This window comes from Flavobacterium sp. (assembly GCF_044361065.1).
GTDB lineage: Bacteria > Bacteroidota > Bacteroidia > Flavobacteriales > Flavobacteriaceae > Flavobacterium.
The window spans coordinates 1-22,447 of sequence record NZ_JBIKJI010000016.1; the positions used below are offsets into that span (position 1 = coordinate 1).

Here is a 22,447-nt window from a genome sequence, read left to right on the forward strand (position 1 = left end):
ACACGATCTACAATTTGAAACCCTGTTTTTTCTAATAACCAGTCCAATTGCCAATCTTCAAATTCGTGATAATGTCTGTCCCATTTGTCTGTTTTACTTCGGTATGCCGATGAAAACCATAAACGTAGGGGTATTGAAATAAGAATTTTATCGCATTTTACATTTTCTAAAATGGTGTACGGATTTAATAAATGTTCGAAAATTTCAAATCCTGTAAATACGTCGTAATTTTCTTCGCGTAAAGCAGTTTGATTGGTATCTAAGTCTTCACCCTTAGTATTAATAACCGTATACTTATTTTCTACCATTATTTTCGAAAACGGATTGGGAACACCTAAATCAAAAATAGTTTCAGAAGTTGAAATATGTTTTTTTAAAAATTCTAAAGTAATATTGAATCGTTTGCTTGGATAAGTTTTTTCGTACATTAATTAGATGCTTGATATTGATTTATAAATGCAAAATTAACGATAAACACGAAACATTTATCAATAAATTTAAAAAATATTATAATTGATATACGATGGCATTAATATTCATTCCGGCTCCAACCGATGCAAATAAAATGATATCGCCTTTGTGAATTTCTTGATTTTCAATTTCTCCTTTTAGTAAAGCATCGTATAATGTAGGAACCGTTGCTACACTTGAGTTTCCAAGTTTGTGAATGGTCATTGGCATAATACCTTCTGGTGGAGTTTGATTGTAAAGTTTGTAAAACCTTTGAATAATGGCTTCATCCATTTTTTCATTGGCTTGATGAATTAGTATTTTTTTAATTTGATCAATTTTAATTCCACTTGCATCCAAACAGGCAGCCATAGCTTTTGGAACATTGCTTAAGGCAAATTCGTAAATTTTTCGGCCATGCATTTTTATATATCTCACATTTGGGTCGTGTGCTTTATTAAAGGAATTTCCAAAAAACAAATAATTTGCTTCTTCGTATGTGAAAGATGCTGATTCATGGGCTAAAACACCTCCGTTTTCATCACTTGCTTCAAGAATTGTAGCACCTGCGCCATCAGAATAAATCATGGAATCTCTATCATGCGGATCTACTACTCGAGAAAGCGTTTCTGCTCCTATAATAAGGCATTTTTTTGCCATTCCAGCTTTAATAAATGCCGTAGCTTGAATCATACCTTCAACCCAGCCAGGACATCCAAAAAGCACATCGTATGCCACGCATTTAGGGTTTTTTATGCCTAAATTATGTTTTGTTTTTGAAGCCAAACTTGGCAACATATCGCCTTGGATGGCGCCTTTTTTTACATCTCCAAAATTATGAGCAAAAATTATATAGTCTAAAGTTTCAGGATCAATATTGGCATTTTCAATAGCTCTTTTTGCGGCTATTGTTGCCATGTCGGAAGTTTGAAAACCGGTATGCGCATATTTACGTTCTTCAATTCCTGTAATGCCATAAAATTTTTCAGTGATTACGTCATTTGATAATGGAAACGAAGTACCGTCTTCATTTAAAAAAACATGAGAAGAAAAATCTTGATTAGTTATTGTTTCTGTAGGAATATAACTTCCAGAACCTGTTATTTTTATTGTCATTTTTTAAAATTTATTATAGTTTCAAAATACGCAAATCTGTATTTATTTTATTTCTAATTATAATTTGAAACTAATTTTATACTAAAATACGAAATTGAAATTCAAAAAAGGGATAACAATTTGTAAATTAAGTAATTATTACGAATTTGTTAAAAAATTTACTTTTTTTTGTTAATTTCAGAAAATATTGAAATTTTATTTTCAGTTTAATAGCTCATTAAAAAAATCTCAAATTCACAAAATCGGAATTTGAGATTTTAATGTTATTTGTTTTTAGACTCCGAAAATCGTAAATCTAAAATCGTAATTCAATATTACATATACGCTTCAATAGGCGCACATGAACAAACTAAGTTTCTATCGCCATAGGCTTCATCAACTCTACGAACTGTTGGCCAGAATTTATTATCAGCAATATATTCTAATGGAAATGCTGCAACTTCTCTGGTATAAGGAAAAACCCATTCATCTGAAGTAACCATAGCTAACGTGTGCGGTGCATTTTTTAAAATATTTTGAGTATCATCTTTTGTCGATACATTTATTTCTTTACGAATTGCAATCATAGCATCACAAAAACGATCTAATTCTGCTAAATCTTCCGATTCTGTTGGTTCAATCATTAATGTTCCAGCAACTGGAAAAGAAACGGTAGGGGCGTGGAAGCCATAATCCATTAAACGTTTCGCAATATCGGTAACTTTAATACCATTATCTTCAAATGCACGACAATCTAAAATCATTTCATGAGCTGCTCTTCCCATTTCACCTGAATATAAAATTGGATAATGTGCTTCTAAACGCGCTTTCATATAATTAGCGTTTAAAATGGCGTGTTTTGTAGCATTTGTTAATCCTTCTGCACCTAACATGCATATGTATCCATACGAAATTAAGCAAACTAAAGCCGAACCGTAAGGAGCTGCAGAAATAGCTGTAATAGCTTGGTCACCACCCACTTTAACAATTGGATTAGATGGTAAAAAAGGCACTAATTTATCGTTTACACAGATTGGTCCAACACCAGGTCCACCACCACCATGAGGGATAGCAAACGTTTTGTGTAAGTTTAAGTGACAAACATCGGCTCCAATAGTAGCTGGATTGGTTAATCCAACTTGCGCGTTCATATTCGCGCCATCCATGTAAACCAAACCACCATTTTCATGAATTAGGTTTGTAATTTCAATAATTGAACTTTCAAAAACACCGTGAGTAGATGGATAGGTTACCATTAAAGCAGCTAAATTAGCCGAATGTAAAATGGCTTTTTCTCTTAAATCTTCTACATCAATATTTCCTTCTGGAGTAGTTTTTGTCACGATAATATCCATTCCAGCCATAGCTGCTGAAGCAGGATTTGTTCCGTGTGCCGATGATGGAATTAAACAAACCGTTCTGTGATTATCGCCGCGAGATAAATGGTAGGCACGAATGGTCATTAAACCGGCATATTCGCCTTGTGCACCAGAATTAGGTTGTAAAGTTGTCCCTGTAAAGCCAGTTACCACATTTAATTGTTGTTCCAGTTTTTTAAGCATGGTCAAATAACCTTCCACTTGATCTAATGGTGCGAATGGGTGAATGTTGTTCCAATTTGCCATTGATAATGGCAACATTTCGGCAGCCGCATTTAATTTCATGGTACAAGAACCTAATGAAATCATCGAGTGATTTAATGCTAAATCTTTACGTTCTAATTTTTTAATATAACGCATCAACTGACTTTCCGAATGATTGTTATTAAATACATCGTGTTGTAAGAAAGTTGATTTTCTGATTAAATTTTCTGATATTACAGTAGTTTCTACTAATTCAGTAATAGGTTCAAATGTTTTTTCTTTGGCTTCAGCGAAAATAGCAACTATCTGATTAATATCAGAAATAGAAGTAGTTTCATTGAATGAAATTGAAATGGTATCGGCATCAATGTAGAAGAAATTCACTTCATTTCTTTCTGCTATAGCTTTCACTTTTGAAGCATCCGCTTTTACATTTATGGTGTCAAAATAGGAAGTATTCGTTTGATATACACCAATTTTGTTTAAAGCTTCTACGGCTGCGTTAGCTGAATTATGTACTTTATTTGCAATATATTTTAAACCTTTTGGTCCGTGATAAACCGCATACATTCCAGCCATAACTGCTAATAAAACTTGAGCGGTACAAATATTTGAAGTTGCTTTTTCGCGTTTAATATGTTGTTCGCGTGTTCCTAACGCCATACGTAAGGCGCGATTTCCGTTTACATCAATTGAAACACCAATAATTCTTCCTGGCATCGAGCGTTTGTATTCGTCTTTTGTGGCGAAAAAAGCAGCATGAGGCCCGCCGTAACCCATTGGAATTCCAAAACGTTGTGAAGTACCAACTACAACCGCAGCGCCCATTTCACCTGGAGATTTTAATTTCACTAAAGATAAAATATCAGCTGCAACAGCAACTTTAATTTCATTTTCTGACGCTTTTGCTATAAATGAAGTATAGTCGTTTAATTGACCAAACTTCCCTGGATATTGAAGGATGGCTCCGAAAAAGTCTGATGAAAAATCAAATGTTTCATGATTTCCAACTACTAATTCAATGTCAAGTGGCGTAGAACGGGTTTGTAAAACAGATAAGGTTTGTGGTAAAATTTCTTCTGAAACAAAGAATTTAGAAACATTATTTTTCTTTTGATCTCTTGTTCTAACATCAAACAATAATGTCATTGCTTCAGCTGCAGCTGTTCCTTCATCTAATAAAGAAGCATTTGCAATTTCCATTCCAGTCAACTCAATAACGGTAGTTTGATAATTTAAAATAGCCTCTAAACGACCTTGAGCAATTTCCGCTTGATACGGTGTATACGCTGTATACCAACCTGGATTTTCAAAAACATTTCTTTGAATTACTGCAGGAACTATTGCTGGATGATAACCTAATCCAATATATGATTTGAAAACTTTGTTCTTTTTTCCTAATTCTGGTATATGATTTAAGTACTCATATTCGGTCATAGGTTTTTCCAGATTTAGTTCGTTTTTTAAACGAATATCTGTAGGAATAGTTTCGTAAATTAATTGATCTACTGAATCTACTCCAATAGTTTTTAACATGTGGTTTAGGTCGTTTTCACCAGTTCCAATGTGTCTTAAAGCAAAAGCATCTGTTTTCATTTATATATAAAAATAGGTTGTGTTTAAATTTGAGTACAAAAGTAATTATTAATCTGCTAAAATTAATTGCTTTTTAGTTGAATTTTTGTGATTTTTATCAACTAAAATAGCTTGTTATTAACACTTTGATTATTTTTGTTGAATGTTCGTTTTAAAACAAATTTTCGATTTATATATCAAAAGCAGTTTACATGTTGCTTTTGCTATTTTCTCCTTTGTAAAAGTAGTAGAACTTTCGTTAAACATTTCTTCTCACGTGTTTTTAGAAGTAGCTATTTTTTCTGGAACTGTTTTGGGTTATTCGGTTTTAAAATATTACGAATTTTGGAAATCCACTAAGTTTTCAGTACACAAAAATAAATCTGTTTTAGGAATTACAACAGTTGCATTTTTGACTTTTGTATTTTGCTTTTTTCAATTGAAATTTAGTTTTCAAATCGCATTTTTTCAAATCTTTTTTTTGGTTTTATTGTATCCCTTTTTACGAAAATATTGGTTTTTAAAAATAGCTGTTGTGAGTTTTTGCGTAACGTATGTGGTGAGTTACATTCCAACTTTAGAAACTAAAACGGTGTTTTTTTACGATACAATTTTACAAGTGAAATTATTTTTTCTGATTTGCGCGTTGTTAATTCCATTTGAAATTTATGATTCGCAGCATGATGCAATAACCTTGCAAACGATACCGCAGAAATTTGGTATAAAAAAAACTAAATATTTAGGTTACTTTTTTTTAATTTGTTTTTGTATTCTGAGTTTAATATTTCGTTTTGAACGTTTCGATGTGGTAATAGCAATTATAATAGGACTTTTTATTAGATTTTCTTCGACAAAAAACACGAAATATTACACTAGTTTTTGGGTGGAAAGTATTCCTATTTTATGGTGGCTGATTTTAGTTTTGTTTTAGTAATCCTAACAGGTTTCAAAAACCTGTTAGGATTATTTATTTTATCCGTTAATTTCTTTTCTACATTTATAAAATAGATACATAAAGAATGTTGCAGTTAGCATTGGAAGGAGAAAGCAGATTATAATTCCTACTATTGAAAAAATATCTCGAATAAAAACAATTGAAATAAATACTATTATAGTTAATGTCCAATATGTTTTCAATAATTTTCTTGAAAAATTCGATACTTTTTTATAGAAGTTTTTGGTTAAATAAATTGCACTAATAAATTGAGTTATTCCTAAAATTATTTGAAATGCCATTCCGGGTGAAACGGCTAAATAGAGCAATAAATTAATTACATAAATTAATTTATTTATTTATTTTATATATAGGATTTAAGCTATTCATATCATTAATTTATTTAAAATTCAATCTAGCTTTTTGGTTAAATTAGCTTCATTTTTTTTACTATATCAACCCCGCTCTTTTCAGCAAAGCATCTGCATTTGGCTCTTGTCCTCTAAAGTTTTTGTATAGCGTCATTGGATGTTCTGTTCCGCCTTTTGACAAAACATTTTCTTTAAATTTGGTAGCGACTTCTTTATTGAAAATGCCTTTTTCTTGGAAATAGGCAAACGCATCAGCATCTAAAACTTCTGCCCATTTATAACTATAATATCCTGAAGAATAGCCGCCCTGAAAAATATGTGAAAAAGAAACACTCATACAATTTTCTGCAACATCTGGAAATAATGACGTGTCGCCCATAGCTTGTTTTTCAAAAGCTTTTACATTTTCAATCGGTTGGTTTTTTCCATGATATTCCATGTCTAATAAGCCAAAACTCAATTGTCGTAAAGTGGCCATTCCTTCTAAAAAACTTGCCGATTCTTTAATTTTCTCCACATATTCTTGTGGAATAATTTTACCTGTTTCATAATGTTTCGCAAACAAAGCCAAGGCTTCTGGTTCGTAACACCAGTTTTCCATTACTTGAGACGGTAATTCTACAAAATCCCAAAATACCGAAGTTCCCGAAAGGCTTGGGTAGGTGGTGTTGGCCAACATACCATGCAATCCGTGGCCGAATTCGTGAAATAAAGTGGTAACTTCATTAAACGTTAATAAAGAAGGTTTTGTAGCAGTCGGTGGAGTAAAATTACAGACATTAGAAACGTGAGGTCTTTCATTATTTCCGTCTTTTATATATTGTGGTTTGAAAGAGGTCATCCAAGCGCCATTTCTTTTGCCTTTTCTTGGAAAGAAATCGGTATAAAATATCGCAACTAAATTTTTATTTTCATCTAAAACTTCAAAAGTTTGTACATCAGAATGGTATTTATCAATGTCAAAAACTTCGTAAAATGTTATTCCAAAAAGTTTTTCTGCAATAGTAAATGCTCCACTTAAAACATTTTCTAATTTGAAATAAGGTTTTAATGCTTCATCATCTAAATTGAATAATTTTTGTTTCAATTTTTCTGAATAATAGGCGCTATCCCATTTTTCTAATTGTTCAATTCCGTCTAATTCTTTTGCAAATGCAGCTAATTGTTCAAATTCTCTTTTAGCAGCGGGTTTGGCTTTTTCTAAAATATCATTTAAAAAAGATAGAACTTTCGTTGGGTTTTGCGCCATTCGTTCTTCTAAAACAAAATGCGCATGCGTTTCGTAACCTAATAAATTAGCACGTTCGTGACGTAGCGCTACAATTTTTTTAGTAATTTCTTCGTTGTTGTATTCGTTATTTTGAAAGGCTTTTTTGCCAAACGAAATTGCCATTTCTTTTCTTAATTCTCTTTTTTCAACATAAGTTACAAATGGCATATAACTTGGAAAATCTAAAGTGAATAACCAACCTGTTTTATTTTTAGATTTGGCTAAATCGGCAGCGGCTTCTTTGGCGCCATCTGGCAACCCTTTTAAATCCGCTTCATTTGTAATGTGTAATTCAAAATTATTGGTTTCTGCTAAGGTATTTTCTCCAAAAGTCAATTGCAATTGCGCCAATTCGGTATCAATTTCTCGTAAACGTGTTTTTTTATCTTCAGAAAGTAACGCTCCATTTCGAGTAAAACCTTTGTATTTTTTTTCTAATAATGTAGCTTGTTCTGTTGTTAAATTTATAGTGTTCCTGTTTTCATAAACGGATTTCACTTTTTTAAATAAATCTTCATTTAAAGCTATGTCGTTTCCAAATTCTGTTAGTAATGGCGTAACTTCTTGTGCGATTTTTTGCATTTCATCTGAAGTTTCCGCAGAATTTAAATTAAAAAAAATACTTGACAATCGGTCTAACGCTTCACCAGAATATTCTAATGCTTCGATGGTATTTTTAAAAGTAGCTGGTTCAGTAGAATGAATAATTTGGTCAATTTCAAATCGTGCTTTTTCTATGTTTTGAACAAAAGCTGGGAAATAATCTTCTAATTTTATTGTTGCAAATGGTGCTGAATTGTATTTTGTGTTGAATTTTTCGGTTAAAATCGACATATATGTAAGTTTTTTGTGGTATTTGATATTTATTATCAGTTTATAACTCAGTGATTTAGGAATACTTTAAAAATATTTTCAAAAAAATCCGACAAAACACTTTTTTTACCGATAAAATACGTATATTTGTAAAAGAAAAAATGAAGTAAATCATTTTTTTTACCCCCAAACAGAATTTTTTTTTTTATAGTTGTCACTTAATAGTGAATAGTTTTTTGGCCCCGATTTTTATCGGGGTTTTTTATTTCTTCAAGTTTTCAGATGCCTTTAACACGGTATCACGTAAACCTTCTTTGTAGAATATAATTTTATCTAACACACATTTATCAGAAATTCCGATAATTTGTGCGGCTAAAATCCCAGCATTTTTTGCTCCGTTTAGTGCAACTGTTGCAACAGGAACTCCGCCAGGCATTTGTAGAATAGATAAAACAGAATCCCATCCATCAATAGAATTACTTGATTTTACAGGAACTCCAATTACTGGAAGTGGACTCATAGAAGCCACCATTCCTGGTAAATGTGCCGCACCACCTGCACCAGCAATAATTACTGAAATTCCACGAGTGTGTGCGTTTTTACTAAAATCGAATAACTTTTCTGGTGTTCTGTGTGCCGAAACAATATCAACTTCGGTTTCAATATCAAATCCTTTTAAAATGTCTATGGCTTCTTGCATCACTGACATATCCGAAATGCTTCCCATTATTATGGCTACTTTACTCATAAGTTATATTTTTTTGAACACAGATTTTACAGATTTTCACAGATTTAATTTGTGCTAATTTGTGAAATCTGTTTTTATTTTACTTCACTAATTACTCTAATTGAATTCTTTACTTCTTCGGCAATTTTTCTGGCTGCTGCCATATCTTCATTTACAATCGTAACGTGTCCCATTTTTCTGAATGGTCGTGTTTCTTTATTGCCATTATTTTTTCGATGTTTTCGTAAATAACGGGTCCAGAAAAGCCTTCTTCACCTACCAAATTTACCATAATTCCAGCTACTTTACTATCTGTATTTCCTAAAGGTAAGTTTAACACCGAACGCAAATGGTTTTCAAATTGCGAAGTATAACTTGCTTCAATAGTATGATGTCCTGAATTATGAGGTCTTGGTGCGACTTCGTTTACTAAAATATCGTCGTTTTCTGTTTGAAACATTTCCACAGCTAATAATCCAATATGGTTGAACGCTTTTGAAACTTGAAGTGCTATTTCAATTGCTAATTGTGCTACTTTTTCATCAATTCTGGCTGGACAAATTACATATTCTACCTGATTGGCTTCTGGATGAAATTCCATTTCCACAACAGGATAGGTTTTAATGTCACCGTTTGCATTTCGTGCTACAATCACGGCTAACTCATTTTTAAACGGCACCATTTCTTCTGTAATGCATTCTACTTCAGGTAAATGTAATAAATCCATTGTAGAACGACAAATTTTCACGCCATTTCCATCATAACCAAATTGGGCGCATTTCCAAACAAAAGGAAATTCTAATTCGTCTTTTTCTAATGCTTTTTTTAAATCATATAAATCTACAAAACGCTGGTGATTTGATGTTGGAATATTGTTCTCAACATAAAAATCTTTCTGTTTTCCTTTATTCTGAATTAATCGTAACGTTTTAGGTGAAGGGAAAACAATATGTCCTTCTTCTTCCAATTTTTCTAATGCGTCTAAATTTACATTTTCAATTTCAATGGTAATGGTATCACACATTTTACCAAATTGGTAAACGGTTTCGTAATCTAACAAACTTCCAACAAAAAATTTAGTAGCTCCATACTGTGCTGGCGCTTCGTTACTTGGGTCTAAAACGAAAGTAGTGATATCAAATTTTCTGGTTTCTGTCAAAAGCATTTTACCCAATTGACCGCCACCTAAAATGCCTAATTTAAAATCTGAAGAAAAATAATTCATTAGTTGTTATTGTTGTGTTTGTGCAAAGATACTAATTTGAATTTGTTTCGCAATTAGCCGCTATTTTAGTTTTCTTAAAATATCTTTAGCAGCTGCTTTATATGCTGCGGAATGTTTAAAGAAATCTTGCGAAAGTATGGTTTTTAATTCTTCGTTTATCCAGGAATATTTTTTTCCAAAATTGTATAAAGTTATCATAGAATACGCTTTTGCTGCAACTTTTTCATCCTGAATTAGCCAATCTAAACACGTTTCAATAATTTTAGTTTCTTGGTTTTCTGTTAGTTTTATAGTTTTTGATTTCGATAAAAACAAACATATTTTAGAAACGGGTCTAATAGCAGAATGATTTTTGAATTTCCCTATTTTTTCTAAAAATTCATTAATATATGGGAGAATTAGTTCTAATTTAATTTCGAAAATTAATTCTAATGACCAATACGCTTTATTATGAATTTTATCTTTTTCATTAAGACCAATTTCCAATAAATATTGCAATTTTTCTGGATGTTGAACTACATAATCACGAATAAATTCTCGACTTATTCGATGTGCAGTACTTTCCGATAGCAGTTTGTAAAATGCTTGATCCATCGATGTAAAAATAATCAATTTTTAAAAAAACACATAATAATGTTTTTATATGTTTAATAGTTTGTAAATTTGTGGTTTATTTTAACTTTAACAACACAATGATTAATATTGTTTTATTCGGAAAACCAGGCGCTGGTAAAGGAACTCAAGCAGAATTTTTAAAAGAAAAATATTCGTTAACGCATTTATCTACAGGAGATATTTTTAGATTTAATATTAAAAACGAAACAGAATTGGGCTTATTGGCTAAAACCTATATGGATAAAGGAGATTTGGTTCCAGATTCTGTAACCATTCAAATGTTACAAAGTGAAGTAGAAAAAAACAGTCAATCAAGAGGTTTTTTGTTTGATGGTTTTCCAAGAACAATTGCTCAAGCAGAAGCTTTAGATGCTTTTTTAACGTCAAAAAACGAAGAAATTACAGCAACAGTTGCATTAGAAGCAGATGATGAAATTTTAGTAAAACGTTTGTTAGAAAGAGGAAAAACTTCAGGCAGACCAGACGATCAAGACGAAGAAAAAATTAGAAACAGATACCAAGAATATAACGAAAAAACAGCACCTTTAATGTCGTATTACAAGGCACAAAGAAAGTTTTATGCTGTAAATGGAATAGGTTCGATTGAAGAAATCACGGAACGATTAAGTACAATAATCGATAAATTTTAAGTACATTGCATTTAATTCAACTATATAAAAATTGGAAATAGTCATAATATTCTTGTTGATACTGCTCAATGGAATTTTCTCTATGTCAGAGATCGCACTCATATCAGCAAGAAAAAATAGGTTAGAAACCGCCGCCAAAAAAGGCAACACGAGTGCAAAAACAGCTTTAGATTTAGCCAATTCACCTAACAAATTTTTGTCTACGGTACAAATTGGTATTACCTTAATTGGTATTTTAACTGGTATTTATTCTGGCGATAAAATAACAACAGATGTTGAAACTTTTTTCGCAACCTATACATTAACTTTTCCATATGCTCACACTTTAGCAGTTAGTGTTGTTGTTGTGATTTTAACTTTCTTTTCATTAGTATTTGGCGAATTATTACCAAAAAGAATTGGGCTAAATTATCCTGAAACCATTGCTAAGTCTGTAGCCGTTCCAATGAAAGTAATGTCAATTGTTACAGCACCATTTATATGGTTATTAACTACTTCTACAGATTTCATTTTAAAAATATTTAAGATAAAACCAACCGCGGATGGTAAGGTTACTGAAGAAGAAATAAAAGCCATTATTAAAGAAGGTACGGAAGTAGGAGAAGTTCAAGAAATTGAGCAAGATATTGTGGAGCGTGTGTTTCATATTGGCGATAGAAAAGTAAATTCTTTAATGACGCACAGAAAAAGCATTGTTTATTTGGCTTTAGATGAAAGTTATGAAGAACTAAAAGCGAAAATTTTAGACGAGTTACATTCTGTATATCCTGTTTGTAATGAAAATTTGGATGAAGTTATAGGTGTAGTTTTATTAAAAGATTTATTTGCAAATATTGAAAAAGGCGATTTCGATTTACAGAAAATTATGATTGAGCCGGTATATTTTATTGAACATACTTCGGCTTATAAAGCGTTAGAAAATTTTAAAATGTCTAAAATTCATTATGCATTGGTTACAGATGAATATGGCGTTTTTCAAGGAATAATTACATTAAATGACATTTTAGAAGCATTAGTAGGTGACGCAGCTGATTTTTCAGATGAAGAATATCAATTAATTGCAAGAGAAGATGGAACTTGGTTGGTGGATGGACAATATTCATTACACGATTTTATGACGTATTTCGATTTGGATGATATGCTTAATGATTATGAGGTTACTACTGTTAGTGGTTTGATTATTACAGAATTAGGAAGTATTCCGAAACAAGGTGAAAAGCTTATTTGGAACAAATTAGAATTTGAAGTAATGGATATGGATGGCGTTAAAATTGATAAAATTTTAATAAAACCACTTACGGAATAAGTTGTTTCATTCGCAGTTTTTAGTCTGCATAAAAATTAAAAATTAATATTTTAGAATATAGTTTCAGTAGGATTAACAACTGAAAGCTAAAAAACAAAAAAATGACTGAAGGAAATTTCGTAGACTACGTAAAAATATATGTTGCATCTGGTAAAGGCGGGAAGGGTTCTTCTCACTTACACAGAGAAAAATTTATTGAAAAAGGTGGTCCAGATGGTGGAGACGGTGGTCGTGGAGGTCATGTAATTATTAAAGGAAGTAAAAATTTATGGACGTTGTTTCATTTAAAATTTTTACGACATGTAAAATCAGGTCACGGTGGAGATGGAGGAAGCAGTAGAAGTACCGGACATGATGGAGAAGATAAATTTATAGAAGTTCCATTAGGTACAGTTGTTAAGGACAAGGAAACTGGCGAAATTTTATTCGAAATTACAGAAGACGGCGAAACTAAAATTTTAGCTCGTGGCGGAAAAGGAGGTTTAGGAAACTGGAATTTCAGAAGTTCTACTAACCAAACGCCAAGATATGCACAACCTGGAATTCCTGGAGAGGAAGTAGATGTTATTTTAGAATTAAAAGTGCTTGCGGATGTAGGCTTAGTTGGATTTCCAAATGCTGGAAAATCGACATTATTATCTGTTTTGACTTCTGCAAAACCAAAAATTGCGGATTATGCATTTACCACATTGAAACCAAATTTAGGAATTGTTGCTTACAGAGATTTTCAATCCTTTGTAATTGCAGATATTCCTGGAATTATTGAAGGTGCAGCTGAAGGTAAAGGGTTAGGCCATTATTTTTTAAGACATATTGAAAGAAATTCTACGTTATTATTTTTGGTTCCAGCTGATGCGGATGATATTAAGAAAGAATACGAAATTCTTCTTGATGAATTAAGACGATATAATCCGGAAATGTTAGATAAAGACAGGTTGTTGGTGATTTCAAAATGTGATATGTTAGATGAAGAATTACAAAAAGAAATGAAACAACAATTAGATAAAGACCTTAAAGGTTTAGATTATATGTTTATTTCATCTGTTGCCCAACAAGGATTAACAGAATTGAAAGATAAATTGTGGAAAATGTTGAATATATAACAATTGTTGTCATTTTTTTTATATTTTTGAAAATTAAATATTAATTAATCAAATGAAAACAAAATTACTTTTATTACTTTTTGTTGTTTCCATAAGTTTTGGACAACACAGAACATGCGGAACTGATGCATATATGGAAAGCTTATTAGCTAATCCAGAGATGAAAAAACAGTATTTAGATTTGCAAAAACAATTTGAAAGTGAATTAGAAAGATTAACTAATGCGCAACAACAAAGAAATGGTTCGTCTGCTCTTAGTACAAATGCTACAATAAGAATTCCTGTGGCTATTCACTATCCATCAGTAGCAAATACAAGTACTGAATCCGTAAAAAATTGTTTGAGATTATTGGCTCAAAAACAAGTAGCCATATTAAATGCGGATTTTAATGCTACTAATACCGATATTTCACTTTGGACAGATGCAAGCATATATTATCCAGGAACAAATGTTGGAAATATTGATGTTTCTTGGGAAATTGCCACTCAAAATCATCCATCGGATTCAGGTTTATCAAATGGAAACTTAGCAGTTACTTTTGGCACTCACTTTTTGGCTGCAGGAGATAGATTTTGTAATCCATGTAACATGGATAGTAGTTGGGCTGGTTACTGTAATTTAGTTGTCACAAATTTAACTGGAGGGATTTTAGGTTTTTCTCCATTAGGAGGATCTCCTTCACAAGGTATGACAGTCGTTATAGATAATAATGCCTTTGGCGCAATTATGTCGGGTTCTCCATCAAGTTGTACTGGATTTGTACCTTCCGGACCTTATAATTTAGGCAGAACTTTAACGCATGAGTTAGGTCACTTCTTTAATTTGTGGCATACATTTCAAAGTTGTACTAACACCAATTGTAACACTCAAGGAGACAGAGTTTGTGATACGCCTCCACAAGACGTTGATACAGGAGGTTGCCCATCAGTTGGATCCGTACCAGGTTGTGACGGAGTTACTCCGGTACTAACAATGAATTATATGGATTACACTAATGATGCATGTATGTATATGTTTACAGTTGGTCAGGCTAATAGAATGACAGCTTGGTATAATGCAATATCCTCTCAGTTACAAACCAATGTTTTAGCAAATAATGATTTTGTAAAAAATAATTTTTCAATAGCTCCGAACCCTAATAAAGGTGTTTTTTCAATTCAATTATCTGAAGCTATTGATAATTATTCGGTTATAATTATAGACGCATTGGGAAGAGAAATTTTTAACGCAGAATACAATCAAACATCGGATTTAGTTCAAAATATTGAATTAGAAAACGCTTTGAGCGGTATGTATTTTGTAACGATTCAGAGTAAAGGTGCTCAAATCACTAAAAAAATAATTATAGAATAATTCTATAATAAATAATATTTTAAAAAACAGTTGGAAGTTTACTTTTAACTGTTTTTTATTAGATAATAATATGATTAACATAAATATTTTTAAACAAAAAATAGTCGGAATACTGTAACATTTATTTAAATTTATCGACTACTTTAATATTAATTAACTTTACCTAAAATTAAAATGAAAAAAATTATTTTATCCTTAGTTGCTGGAATTATGCTGATGCCAATGAGCGTTAAAGCAGATGAAGGTATGTGGTTTTTAATGTTCATTGAACGTTTAAATCACCGTGATATGCAAAAAATGGGATTACAATTAACCCCTCAAGAAATTTACAGTATTAACAACCACAGTTTAAAAGATGCTATTGTGCAGTTTAACGGAGGTTGTACAGCTGAATTAATCTCAAAAGATGGTTTGGTATTAACCAATCACCACTGTGGTTATGATGCGATAGCGGAATTATCTACTGCAGAAAAAAATTATCTAAAAGAAGGATATTGGGCAGCAAATAGAAAAGAAGAATTAAAACCTTCGAGTTTATTTGTGCGTTTCTTTGTTCGTATGGACGATTGTTCAAAAAGAATTTTATCAGTTGTAACACCAGGAATGAGTGAAGCTGAAAGAGAAAAAGCAATCAACCAAGAAATTGCTAAAATTGAAAAAGAAAACAATGAAGGCGGAAAATATACCGTTTCAGTTCGTCCGTTTTTTCAAGGAAATGAATATTACTATTTCGTATATCAAGATTATAAAGACGTTCGTTTAGTTGGTACGCCTCCAGAAAGCTTAGGAAAATTTGGTGGAGATACAGACAACTGGGAATGGCCACGTCATACTGCAGATTTTTCTATGTTTAGAATTTATGCAGACGCTAACGGAAATCCTGCAGAATATTCTGTAAACAATGTTCCGTTAAACCCTAAGCATCACTTACCAGTTAATTTAAGCGGTGTTAAGGAAAACGATTTTGCTATGATTTTAGGATATCCAGGTCGTACAAACCGTTGGATGCCAGCTGGTGGAATTGAGCAAAACGTAAAATTTGCTTACCCAGCTTGGGTAGAAGGTTCTAAAACTGGAATGGACAATATGAAAAAATATATGGTTCAATCGGATGCATTGAACTTAATTTATGCTTCTAAATTTGCAGGTGTAGCTAACTATTGGAAAAACCGTCAAGGTATGATTGATGCCTTAACAAAATTTGGAACTGCAAAATCTAAAGCAGCTCAAGAAGCTAAATTTAATACTTGGGCGAATCAACCAGCTAATCAAGCTAAATACGGAAATGTTGTAGCTACAATCAACAAATATTATGATATGACGAATGAGAAATCGCGTCATGATAATTATTTACAACAGTTATTTAGAACGTCAGCTTTTGGAACAATTAGCAGATCTTTAGGAAGACAATTAGAAATGTATACTAAAGCAGATGCGGCTAAACGCGCTGAAATGGCTCCGGCTATTGAAGAAATGGCAAACGAAATGTTTAAGGAATTACATATTCCTGCTGAAAAAGATATATTAGCAGCTCAGTTGGCTTTATACGCTAAAAAAGCAGGTTATGCATTAGCACCAACAGTAGAAAAATTAGCAAAAGAAAACAATGGTGATTTTACAAATTATGTAGCTTCAGCTTTTGATGCAAGTATTTTTACTTCAATTGAAAATATTAAAGCTTACTTAGCAATTCCAAACGATGCAGCTTTAACAAGCGACCCTTTATATGTTTTATCAAATGATTTAACATCTCATTTTGGTAAAAGAAGTGACGAGTTAATGAAAGCACAAAACGATTTCGGAGCCTCTTTCCGTTTATTAGTTGAAGGTTTAAGAGAATCTAAAATTGGTACTACTTTATATCCAGATGCGAATTCAACGTTACGTTTAACGTATGGAAAAGTTCGTTCGTTACCAGCTGATAAAAGAAATGACGCTAAAGTAAATAACTACACCACGTTAGATGGACAAGTTAAAAAATACAAAAAAGGTGATTTAGAATTCGATTTACCTTCAAAAGTAATAGCTATGAATGCTAAAAAAGATTTCGGTCGTTATGCGGATAAAGATGGTTCTTTACATGTCAATTTCTTAACTGATAATGACATCACAGGTGGAAATTCTGGTTCTCCAGTATTAAATGGTAAAGGGGAATTAATCGGTTTAGCTTTTGATGGTAACATTGAAGCAATGGCTGGAGATGTTATTTTTGACCAAAAGTTACAAAGAACAATAAACGTAGATATTCGTTATGTACTTTGGGTAATTGAAAATTTCTCTGGTGCTAAACACATTGTAGACGAAATGACTTTAGTGAAATAATTTACTTAAAGTTACAAATAAAAAAAGAGTCTCGAGAAATCGGGACTCTTTTTTGTTTTCTATAGTTTTAATTGTCATCCTTAGCTTGTCGAATGGTTGGGCGTTCCCTTTCAGGTCGTGCTGTCCACTATATCTTTTTAATTTTGTTGCCTTTCTTTAGTCGTAAAGTTATCTTCGAGAACCTCAGACAACGTTTACTTTCATGTATAATAGTTGTTTTGTTGCCTGAGGCACTCGAAGGCAACAAAATAAAAAAGGATGCCGTTCCCATCACTAACGCAAATCCGTTTTCAAAACAAAAGAAAGTCAACACTATCTTGTTATGCTGAAAGCATCTTTTTTTTCATTGAATTGTAAAACGTTTTGGAACTATTTTTTAAACCAAATTATCAATCTCCTCCTGAACCATTTCCCAATCTGAAAGTAGTTTGTCCAATTCTGCTTTCTTCTTGTTGTATGCTGTAAAAAATGAAGCGTTTTCCAAGTGCTTGTCGTAATTAGAAGCCAATTCTTTATCATCGTTTTGAATGTCAATTTCTAATTGTTTAATTTGACTTTCAATTTTTGATAATCTATTTTGTAACGATTTGTTTTTCTTTTGGTCTTCGTAAGAAGCTTTGGAATTTTGGTTTGCAGAATCTTCTTTTTTCTCAATATCCTTTTTTTCAACTTCACGCATGTTTTCTAAATTGCGTTGTTCTAAAAAGTAATTGATATCGCCTAAATATTCTTTAATTTTTTGGTCTTTAAATTCATATACTAAATTAGACATATCTTGTAAAAAATCTCTATCATGAGAAACGAGTAGGAGCGTACCTTCATATTTTTGAAGTGCCGCTTTTAAAACATTTTTCGATTTAATATCTAAGTGATTTGTAGGTTCATCCATTACCAAAACGTTAATGGGTTGCAACAATAATTTACATAAAGCCAAACGGTTTCTTTCGCCTCCAGAAAGTACTTTTACTTTTTTCTCCACATCATCACCACGAAACAAAAAGGAGCCCAACATGTCTCTTACTTTTGCTCTATTGGTATCCGTTGCGGCATCTTCCATAGTTTGCAATAACGTAATTTCACCATCTAAGTACTCTGCCTGATTTTGTGCAAAATAACCCACTTGAACATTATGTCCTAATTTTATGGAACCTTCAAATTCAAATTCGTTCACGATTGCTTTTATAAAAGTCGATTTTCCTTGCCCGTTCTGTCCTACAAATGCAATTTTGCTACCTCGTTCCACTAATAGTGAAATATCTTTTAAAATCGTATTGTCACCATACGCTTTTGTTACGTGTTCGGCTTCAATTACGACTCTTCCAGGTACTTTTGAAACTGGAAATGAAATATTCATCACGGAATTGTCGTCTTCATCCACTTCAATTCGTTCTACCTTATCTAATTTTTTAATTAAAGATTGTGCCATTGAGGCTTTAGAAGCTTTGGCACGAAACTTTTCAATTAATTTTTCGGTTTCTTCAATTTTCTTGGCTTGATTTTTTTGTGTCGCCAATTGTTTTTCACGAATTTCATGACGCAATTCTAAATATTGCGAATACGGTTTATTGAAATCATACGCTTTTCCTAATGAAATTTCTATAGTACGATTCGTAACATTATCTAAAAACATTTTATCGTGCGATACAATAACTACTACTCCAGGATAATTTCGTAAAAAACTTTCCAACCAAATGATACTTTCTATATCCAAGTGATTGGTAGGTTCATCTAATAAGAGAATATCGTTGGCTTGAAGCAATAGTTTTGCCAATTCGATACGCATACGCCAACCACCTGAAAACGTTTCAGTTTGGTTATTAAAAACGTCTCGTTTGAATCCTAAACCTAATAATATTTTTTCTGTATCACCCACATAATTATAACCTCCTAAAAGTTCAAATCTGTGCGTATAATCCGATAAATCTTCAATAATTTGAGAATACACCTCGCTTTCATAATCGGTTCTTGTTACTAATTGGTGATTGATTTCTTCTAGCTTTTTCTCTACTTCTTTAATATCAGTAAACGCTTGATACGCTTCTTCTAAAACCGTTCTTCCTGCTTCAAAATCGATATCTTGTCTTAAAAATCCAATTCTTACTTCTTTTTCAGTAGCAATTTGCCCAGAATCGGGTTTGAAATCGCCAGCTAAAATTTTCAACATGGTCGATTTTCCTGCTCCATTTTTACCTACTAAACCGACTCTGTCGCCAGCGCCCATTCTAAAAGTAACTTCTTCAAATAAATACGTTCCACCAAAGGAAACAGAAAGATTATGTATATTCAGCATGTTTTTTTCTAATAAGGTGCAAAAGTACTATACTTATTTTACCTTTACATCAAAATAGTAAAAATGTTTGGTAAAGGTTCTAAAATTTATGCGATGATAACGGGTTGTTGTCCTAAATGCCATAAAGAAAGTATGTATTTAGATGCAAACCCTTTTAATATTATGAAAATTTATGCCATGAACGAAAAGTGTTCGCACTGTAAACTAGTTTATCAAATAGAGCCTTCTTTCTTTTTTGGTGCCATGTTTGTAAGTTATGGACTTGGAGTGCTAATTGGAATTATTACCTTTTTAGTTTCGCATTTTGTGTTTCAAGCCAATTTAAAAACGGCTTTTATTTCAATTGTTGTTGCTTTAATTTTAAGCAATACCCTTATCATGCGAATGTCAAGAAATATCTGGATCAATATTTTTATTCACTTTGATAAAAATTGGAAAGAACACTTATCTAAATAGTTTTTTATAACATCTTTCTATTGAAATTTCGTTGTCTAATGGGATTCCATTTTCAATATATTGATATAATTTATCTGATAAATAAGGTGCGAAAAGTACGCCTCGTGTGCCCATACCATTTAAAATATATAATTGGTTGTGAAGATGATGTTTTCCTAAAAGTGGTCTTCTGTCTTTTACAGTTGGTCGTATTCCTCCTAAATGATCTATTACTTCAAAGTCGCAAGAAATCACTTCTTTTAAATGGGTAAGTAATTCTGTTTTTGCTTTTTCGGTTTTTTGGTTGGTTTTATCTTCCCAATTATAGGTGGCGCCTACTTTATATAAATGATTTCCTAAAGGTAAAATCCATATACTTGAATTTATAATTTCATTTAACTTTAAATTTTCGGACTTAATAACTAAAAGTTCTCCTTTTGTTCCATCAAGTGGTAAGTTGTTAAAATAGGGATTGTTATGTAAACCAAAACCTTCTGCGAATACAATTTTTTTGGCTTTAATAGCATCATATTCTACATAATCATCTTTGATTACTAACTTAGAATAATCAAAAGTTTCTTCTAAATAGCAATTTTCTGCTACTAAATAATTGGTATAGTTTTCTTTTAATTTTTTAGTATCCAAGAAACCTGTTTCATTTACTTTTCCGAATTTATAATTACTTACTATAGCTTCGTTATTTAAAGTATTTAATTCACTACATAAATAATTGGATAGGGTAGTTTTATCAGACGCGGCAAACCAATTGTTTTGTTCTTCAATGTTATTTAGTTTACGAAATAACGGAATTTCATATAAAAATGTTGTGCCTAATTTTGTTTCTAAATTTTTATAAAATGGAATTGTAATAGCCAATTGAGCTTCTGCTTCCCATATTTTTGTAAATCGTTTTAAAACAATTGGGTTGTATAATCCACCTGCTATTGTAGTTGAGTTTTGAGAATTGTCATTCAGTACCATTATTTTTTTATGGTGTAACAAACACGTTTCTGCAAAAGAAATTCCTGCTAAACCTGAACCAATAATAAGATAATCAACTTCCATTTTGTTGTATTGTAATAGTTTATTCTCAATATTGTCATTTCAACTAAAGTAGCAAACACTTAAAGTAATTATGATTATGAGATTTCTCCTTACGTCGAAATGACAAAAAAGTACTTTTTGTATGGTACAAATTTAATCAAAAAAAACTCTTACACCGAAGTAAGAGTTTTTTGTAATATGATTGGAGAAATATTTTAATTAGTAATTCCACATATCTAATTCGAAATTACGTATTTTTTCTTTTACTCTTTCTGATTCTAATAATTGCATTTGTGCATTTTCCTTCATATAATCTTTAATCTCTCTATCACCATACACATTTTCTTCTAAATAAATTACGGCATTAAAACGACGTGAATTTAACAAATGATCAAATGTAAATGGCATAGCGGAGTTTCTTTCATTGAAAGCTTTAGCGGCATGAAGTACGTCTCTCGAAGATGGAAAATAAATCCAAAACAACTCAATAGGAGCATCATTTTTATTTTCTTCTTTGTTCATAGTATATACATCAGGTACTAGAGGGCAAATACCTTGTAATCTGTATTTTAATTCGCCTTGACGTTTGTCAAAATACCAGAAACCCTTTATTTTATATCCTCTAACATGAAACGCATCAATAGTTTGCTTAGTAATAAATTCTTCCGATATAGGATCTCCAGCTGCTAACTGTTCAATACCAGCATCTGAGGTATCTATAAAAACTCTTGCTTTTTGAATATCGTTAAAAGTCTTTTTTGTAGTAAAATATCCTGAATCATATACTTCAGTAATTTTTCCATCATCAATTCCTTTCATTATCACTTCAAAAAGTGGTTTTCTTTCTGAACCTAAATCTTTAGAATCATCAACTGGATAATACATTGGGTAATTTACTCTTTGGTCCACATCAATAAGTTCCCAAACCGTTTTTCCCATAAAGACATCTCTATCTCCTATATAACCATAAGGTAAAGGTTTGTCGTTATCCGCATTTTTTTCTGCTTCGGTTTTTTTACCGATTTCTGCAGGTGTCTTTGCATTTAGTAAATTAGATTGTGCAAACGAAAGTGTGCTCAAACCAAATACCGTTACTAATAAAAAATTTCTCCAATTCATTTTTTTATTTTATTTAAATTATTGTACCTCAAATGTACAAGGCGAAACATTTTTAGCAGGTTGGTTGATACCAACATACTTAACTTTAATTTCTGATATTGTAACAACATCACCTCTACCTGCTTTTTTGATTGCTGAGATAGCTTGTCCATTCATTTTAGAACCC

17 protein-coding genes and 1 pseudogene are annotated in these 22,447 nt (G+C 31.8%); 7 read left to right on the forward strand and 11 right to left on the reverse strand.

The window, feature by feature from the left end; translation table 11 throughout:
- From ACIQ11_RS02030 to gcvP, 3 genes are all read right to left on the reverse strand, one after another.
- On the reverse strand, positions 1 to 428 hold a 428-nt coding region (locus ACIQ11_RS02030; protein WP_396152323.1), incomplete at its 3' end, for a methyltransferase.
- 79 nt (positions 429 to 507) lie between these two features.
- On the reverse strand, positions 508 to 1,566 hold the full coding sequence (locus ACIQ11_RS02035; protein WP_396152325.1) for a 3-oxoacyl-ACP synthase III family protein: 1,059 nt from the start codon (positions 1,564 to 1,566) through the stop codon (positions 508 to 510).
- Between the two features lie 314 nt (positions 1,567 to 1,880).
- Entirely contained in the window at positions 1,881 to 4,724 is a 2,844-nt protein-coding gene (gene gcvP, locus ACIQ11_RS02040; RefSeq protein ID WP_396152328.1) for an aminomethyl-transferring glycine dehydrogenase, read from the reverse strand.
- A 142-nt stretch (positions 4,725 to 4,866) separates the two neighbouring features.
- Here gcvP and ACIQ11_RS02045 point away from each other — a divergent pair, with 142 nt between their 5' ends.
- A complete protein-coding gene (locus ACIQ11_RS02045; protein ID WP_396152330.1) occupies positions 4,867 to 5,634 on the forward strand; it encodes a hypothetical protein in 768 nt (255 codons plus the stop codon).
- Between the two features lie 453 nt (positions 5,635 to 6,087).
- Here the strand turns inward: ACIQ11_RS02045 and ACIQ11_RS02050 are convergent, their stop codons facing one another.
- From ACIQ11_RS02050 to ACIQ11_RS02065, 4 genes and pseudogenes are all read right to left on the reverse strand, one after another.
- Positions 6,088 to 8,112, reverse strand: coding sequence for a M3 family metallopeptidase (locus ACIQ11_RS02050; protein WP_396152332.1), 2,025 nt, complete (start codon positions 8,110 to 8,112; stop codon positions 6,088 to 6,090).
- 241 nt (positions 8,113 to 8,353) lie between these two features.
- Positions 8,354 to 8,839, reverse strand: coding sequence for a 5-(carboxyamino)imidazole ribonucleotide mutase (gene purE, locus ACIQ11_RS02055; protein WP_396152334.1), 486 nt, complete (start codon positions 8,837 to 8,839; stop codon positions 8,354 to 8,356).
- 74 nt (positions 8,840 to 8,913) lie between these two features.
- Positions 8,914 to 10,043 (reverse strand): annotated as a pseudogene (locus tag ACIQ11_RS02060) (5-(carboxyamino)imidazole ribonucleotide synthase).
- A 60-nt stretch (positions 10,044 to 10,103) separates the two neighbouring features.
- Positions 10,104 to 10,655 (reverse strand): hypothetical protein, encoded by a 552-nt coding sequence (locus ACIQ11_RS02065; protein ID WP_396152336.1) that lies wholly within the window; start codon positions 10,653 to 10,655, stop codon positions 10,104 to 10,106.
- A gap of 80 nt (positions 10,656 to 10,735) precedes the next feature.
- Here ACIQ11_RS02065 and ACIQ11_RS02070 point away from each other — a divergent pair, with 80 nt between their 5' ends.
- From ACIQ11_RS02070 to ACIQ11_RS02090, 5 genes are all read left to right on the forward strand, one after another.
- A complete protein-coding gene (locus ACIQ11_RS02070; protein WP_396152338.1) occupies positions 10,736 to 11,308 on the forward strand; it encodes an adenylate kinase in 573 nt (190 codons plus the stop codon).
- 31 nt (positions 11,309 to 11,339) lie between these two features.
- Positions 11,340 to 12,614, forward strand: a complete 1,275-nt coding sequence (locus tag ACIQ11_RS02075) for a hemolysin family protein (RefSeq protein ID WP_396152340.1) — start codon at positions 11,340 to 11,342, stop codon at positions 12,612 to 12,614.
- A gap of 101 nt (positions 12,615 to 12,715) precedes the next feature.
- The gene (gene obgE / locus ACIQ11_RS02080; protein ID WP_396152342.1) at positions 12,716 to 13,717 is read left to right on the forward strand and encodes a GTPase ObgE; all 1,002 of its coding nucleotides are present in this window, start codon (positions 12,716 to 12,718) and stop codon (positions 13,715 to 13,717) included.
- A 52-nt stretch (positions 13,718 to 13,769) separates the two neighbouring features.
- Entirely contained in the window at positions 13,770 to 15,071 is a 1,302-nt protein-coding gene (locus ACIQ11_RS02085) for a zinc-dependent metalloprotease (RefSeq protein ID WP_396152344.1), read from the forward strand.
- A 174-nt stretch (positions 15,072 to 15,245) separates the two neighbouring features.
- Positions 15,246 to 17,393 (forward strand): S46 family peptidase, encoded by a 2,148-nt coding sequence (locus ACIQ11_RS02090; protein WP_396152347.1) that lies wholly within the window; start codon positions 15,246 to 15,248, stop codon positions 17,391 to 17,393.
- Between the two features lie 376 nt (positions 17,394 to 17,769).
- On the opposite strand, the gene ACIQ11_RS02095 is transcribed toward ACIQ11_RS02090, so the two are convergent.
- The gene (locus ACIQ11_RS02095; protein ID WP_396152350.1) at positions 17,770 to 19,683 is read right to left on the reverse strand and encodes an ABC-F family ATP-binding cassette domain-containing protein; all 1,914 of its coding nucleotides are present in this window, start codon (positions 19,681 to 19,683) and stop codon (positions 17,770 to 17,772) included.
- Positions 19,684 to 19,746: 63 nt separating this feature from the next.
- Between ACIQ11_RS02095 and ACIQ11_RS02100 the strand changes: the two genes are divergently transcribed.
- On the forward strand, positions 19,747 to 20,139 hold the full coding sequence (locus ACIQ11_RS02100; RefSeq protein WP_396152352.1) for a DUF983 domain-containing protein: 393 nt from the start codon (positions 19,747 to 19,749) through the stop codon (positions 20,137 to 20,139).
- On the opposite strand, the gene ACIQ11_RS02105 is transcribed toward ACIQ11_RS02100, so the two are convergent.
- From ACIQ11_RS02105 to ACIQ11_RS02115, 3 genes are all read right to left on the reverse strand, one after another.
- Positions 20,128 to 21,183: an NAD(P)/FAD-dependent oxidoreductase gene (locus tag ACIQ11_RS02105; RefSeq protein WP_396152354.1), complete on the reverse strand. Its 1,056-nt coding sequence runs from the start codon at positions 21,181 to 21,183 to the stop codon at positions 20,128 to 20,130. The two genes, ACIQ11_RS02100 and ACIQ11_RS02105, sit on opposite strands and share 12 nt — an antisense overlap.
- A gap of 198 nt (positions 21,184 to 21,381) precedes the next feature.
- Positions 21,382 to 22,281: a gliding motility protein GldN gene (gldN, locus tag ACIQ11_RS02110; RefSeq protein ID WP_396152356.1), complete on the reverse strand. Its 900-nt coding sequence runs from the start codon at positions 22,279 to 22,281 to the stop codon at positions 21,382 to 21,384.
- A gap of 18 nt (positions 22,282 to 22,299) precedes the next feature.
- Positions 22,300 to 22,437: a GldM family protein gene (locus ACIQ11_RS02115; RefSeq protein ID WP_396152358.1), complete on the reverse strand. Its 138-nt coding sequence runs from the start codon at positions 22,435 to 22,437 to the stop codon at positions 22,300 to 22,302.
- Between the last annotated feature and the right edge of the window lie 10 nt (positions 22,438 to 22,447).

Coding starts and splice junctions, on each gene's coding strand:
- ACIQ11_RS02035 (WP_396152325.1), bottom strand. CDS start 1,566: ATGACAATAAAAATAACAGGTTCTGGAAGTTATATTCCTACAGAAACA.
- gcvP (WP_396152328.1), bottom strand. CDS start 4,724: ATGAAAACAGATGCTTTTGCTTTAAGACACATTGGAACTGGTGAAAAC.
- ACIQ11_RS02045 (WP_396152330.1), top strand. CDS start 4,867: ATGTTCGTTTTAAAACAAATTTTCGATTTATATATCAAAAGCAGTTTA.
- ACIQ11_RS02050 (WP_396152332.1), bottom strand. CDS start 8,112: ATGTCGATTTTAACCGAAAAATTCAACACAAAATACAATTCAGCACCA.
- purE (WP_396152334.1), bottom strand. CDS start 8,839: ATGAGTAAAGTAGCCATAATAATGGGAAGCATTTCGGATATGTCAGTG.
- ACIQ11_RS02070 (WP_396152338.1), top strand. CDS start 10,736: ATGATTAATATTGTTTTATTCGGAAAACCAGGCGCTGGTAAAGGAACT.
- obgE (WP_396152342.1), top strand. CDS start 12,716: ATGACTGAAGGAAATTTCGTAGACTACGTAAAAATATATGTTGCATCT.
- ACIQ11_RS02085 (WP_396152344.1), top strand. CDS start 13,770: ATGAAAACAAAATTACTTTTATTACTTTTTGTTGTTTCCATAAGTTTT.
- ACIQ11_RS02090 (WP_396152347.1), top strand. CDS start 15,246: ATGAAAAAAATTATTTTATCCTTAGTTGCTGGAATTATGCTGATGCCA.
- ACIQ11_RS02095 (WP_396152350.1), bottom strand. CDS start 19,683: ATGCTGAATATACATAATCTTTCTGTTTCCTTTGGTGGAACGTATTTA.
- ACIQ11_RS02100 (WP_396152352.1), top strand. CDS start 19,747: ATGTTTGGTAAAGGTTCTAAAATTTATGCGATGATAACGGGTTGTTGT.
- ACIQ11_RS02105 (WP_396152354.1), bottom strand. CDS start 21,183: ATGGAAGTTGATTATCTTATTATTGGTTCAGGTTTAGCAGGAATTTCT.
- gldN (WP_396152356.1), bottom strand. CDS start 22,281: ATGAATTGGAGAAATTTTTTATTAGTAACGGTATTTGGTTTGAGCACA.
- ACIQ11_RS02115 (WP_396152358.1), bottom strand. CDS start 22,437: ATGAATGGACAAGCTATCTCAGCAATCAAAAAAGCAGGTAGAGGTGAT.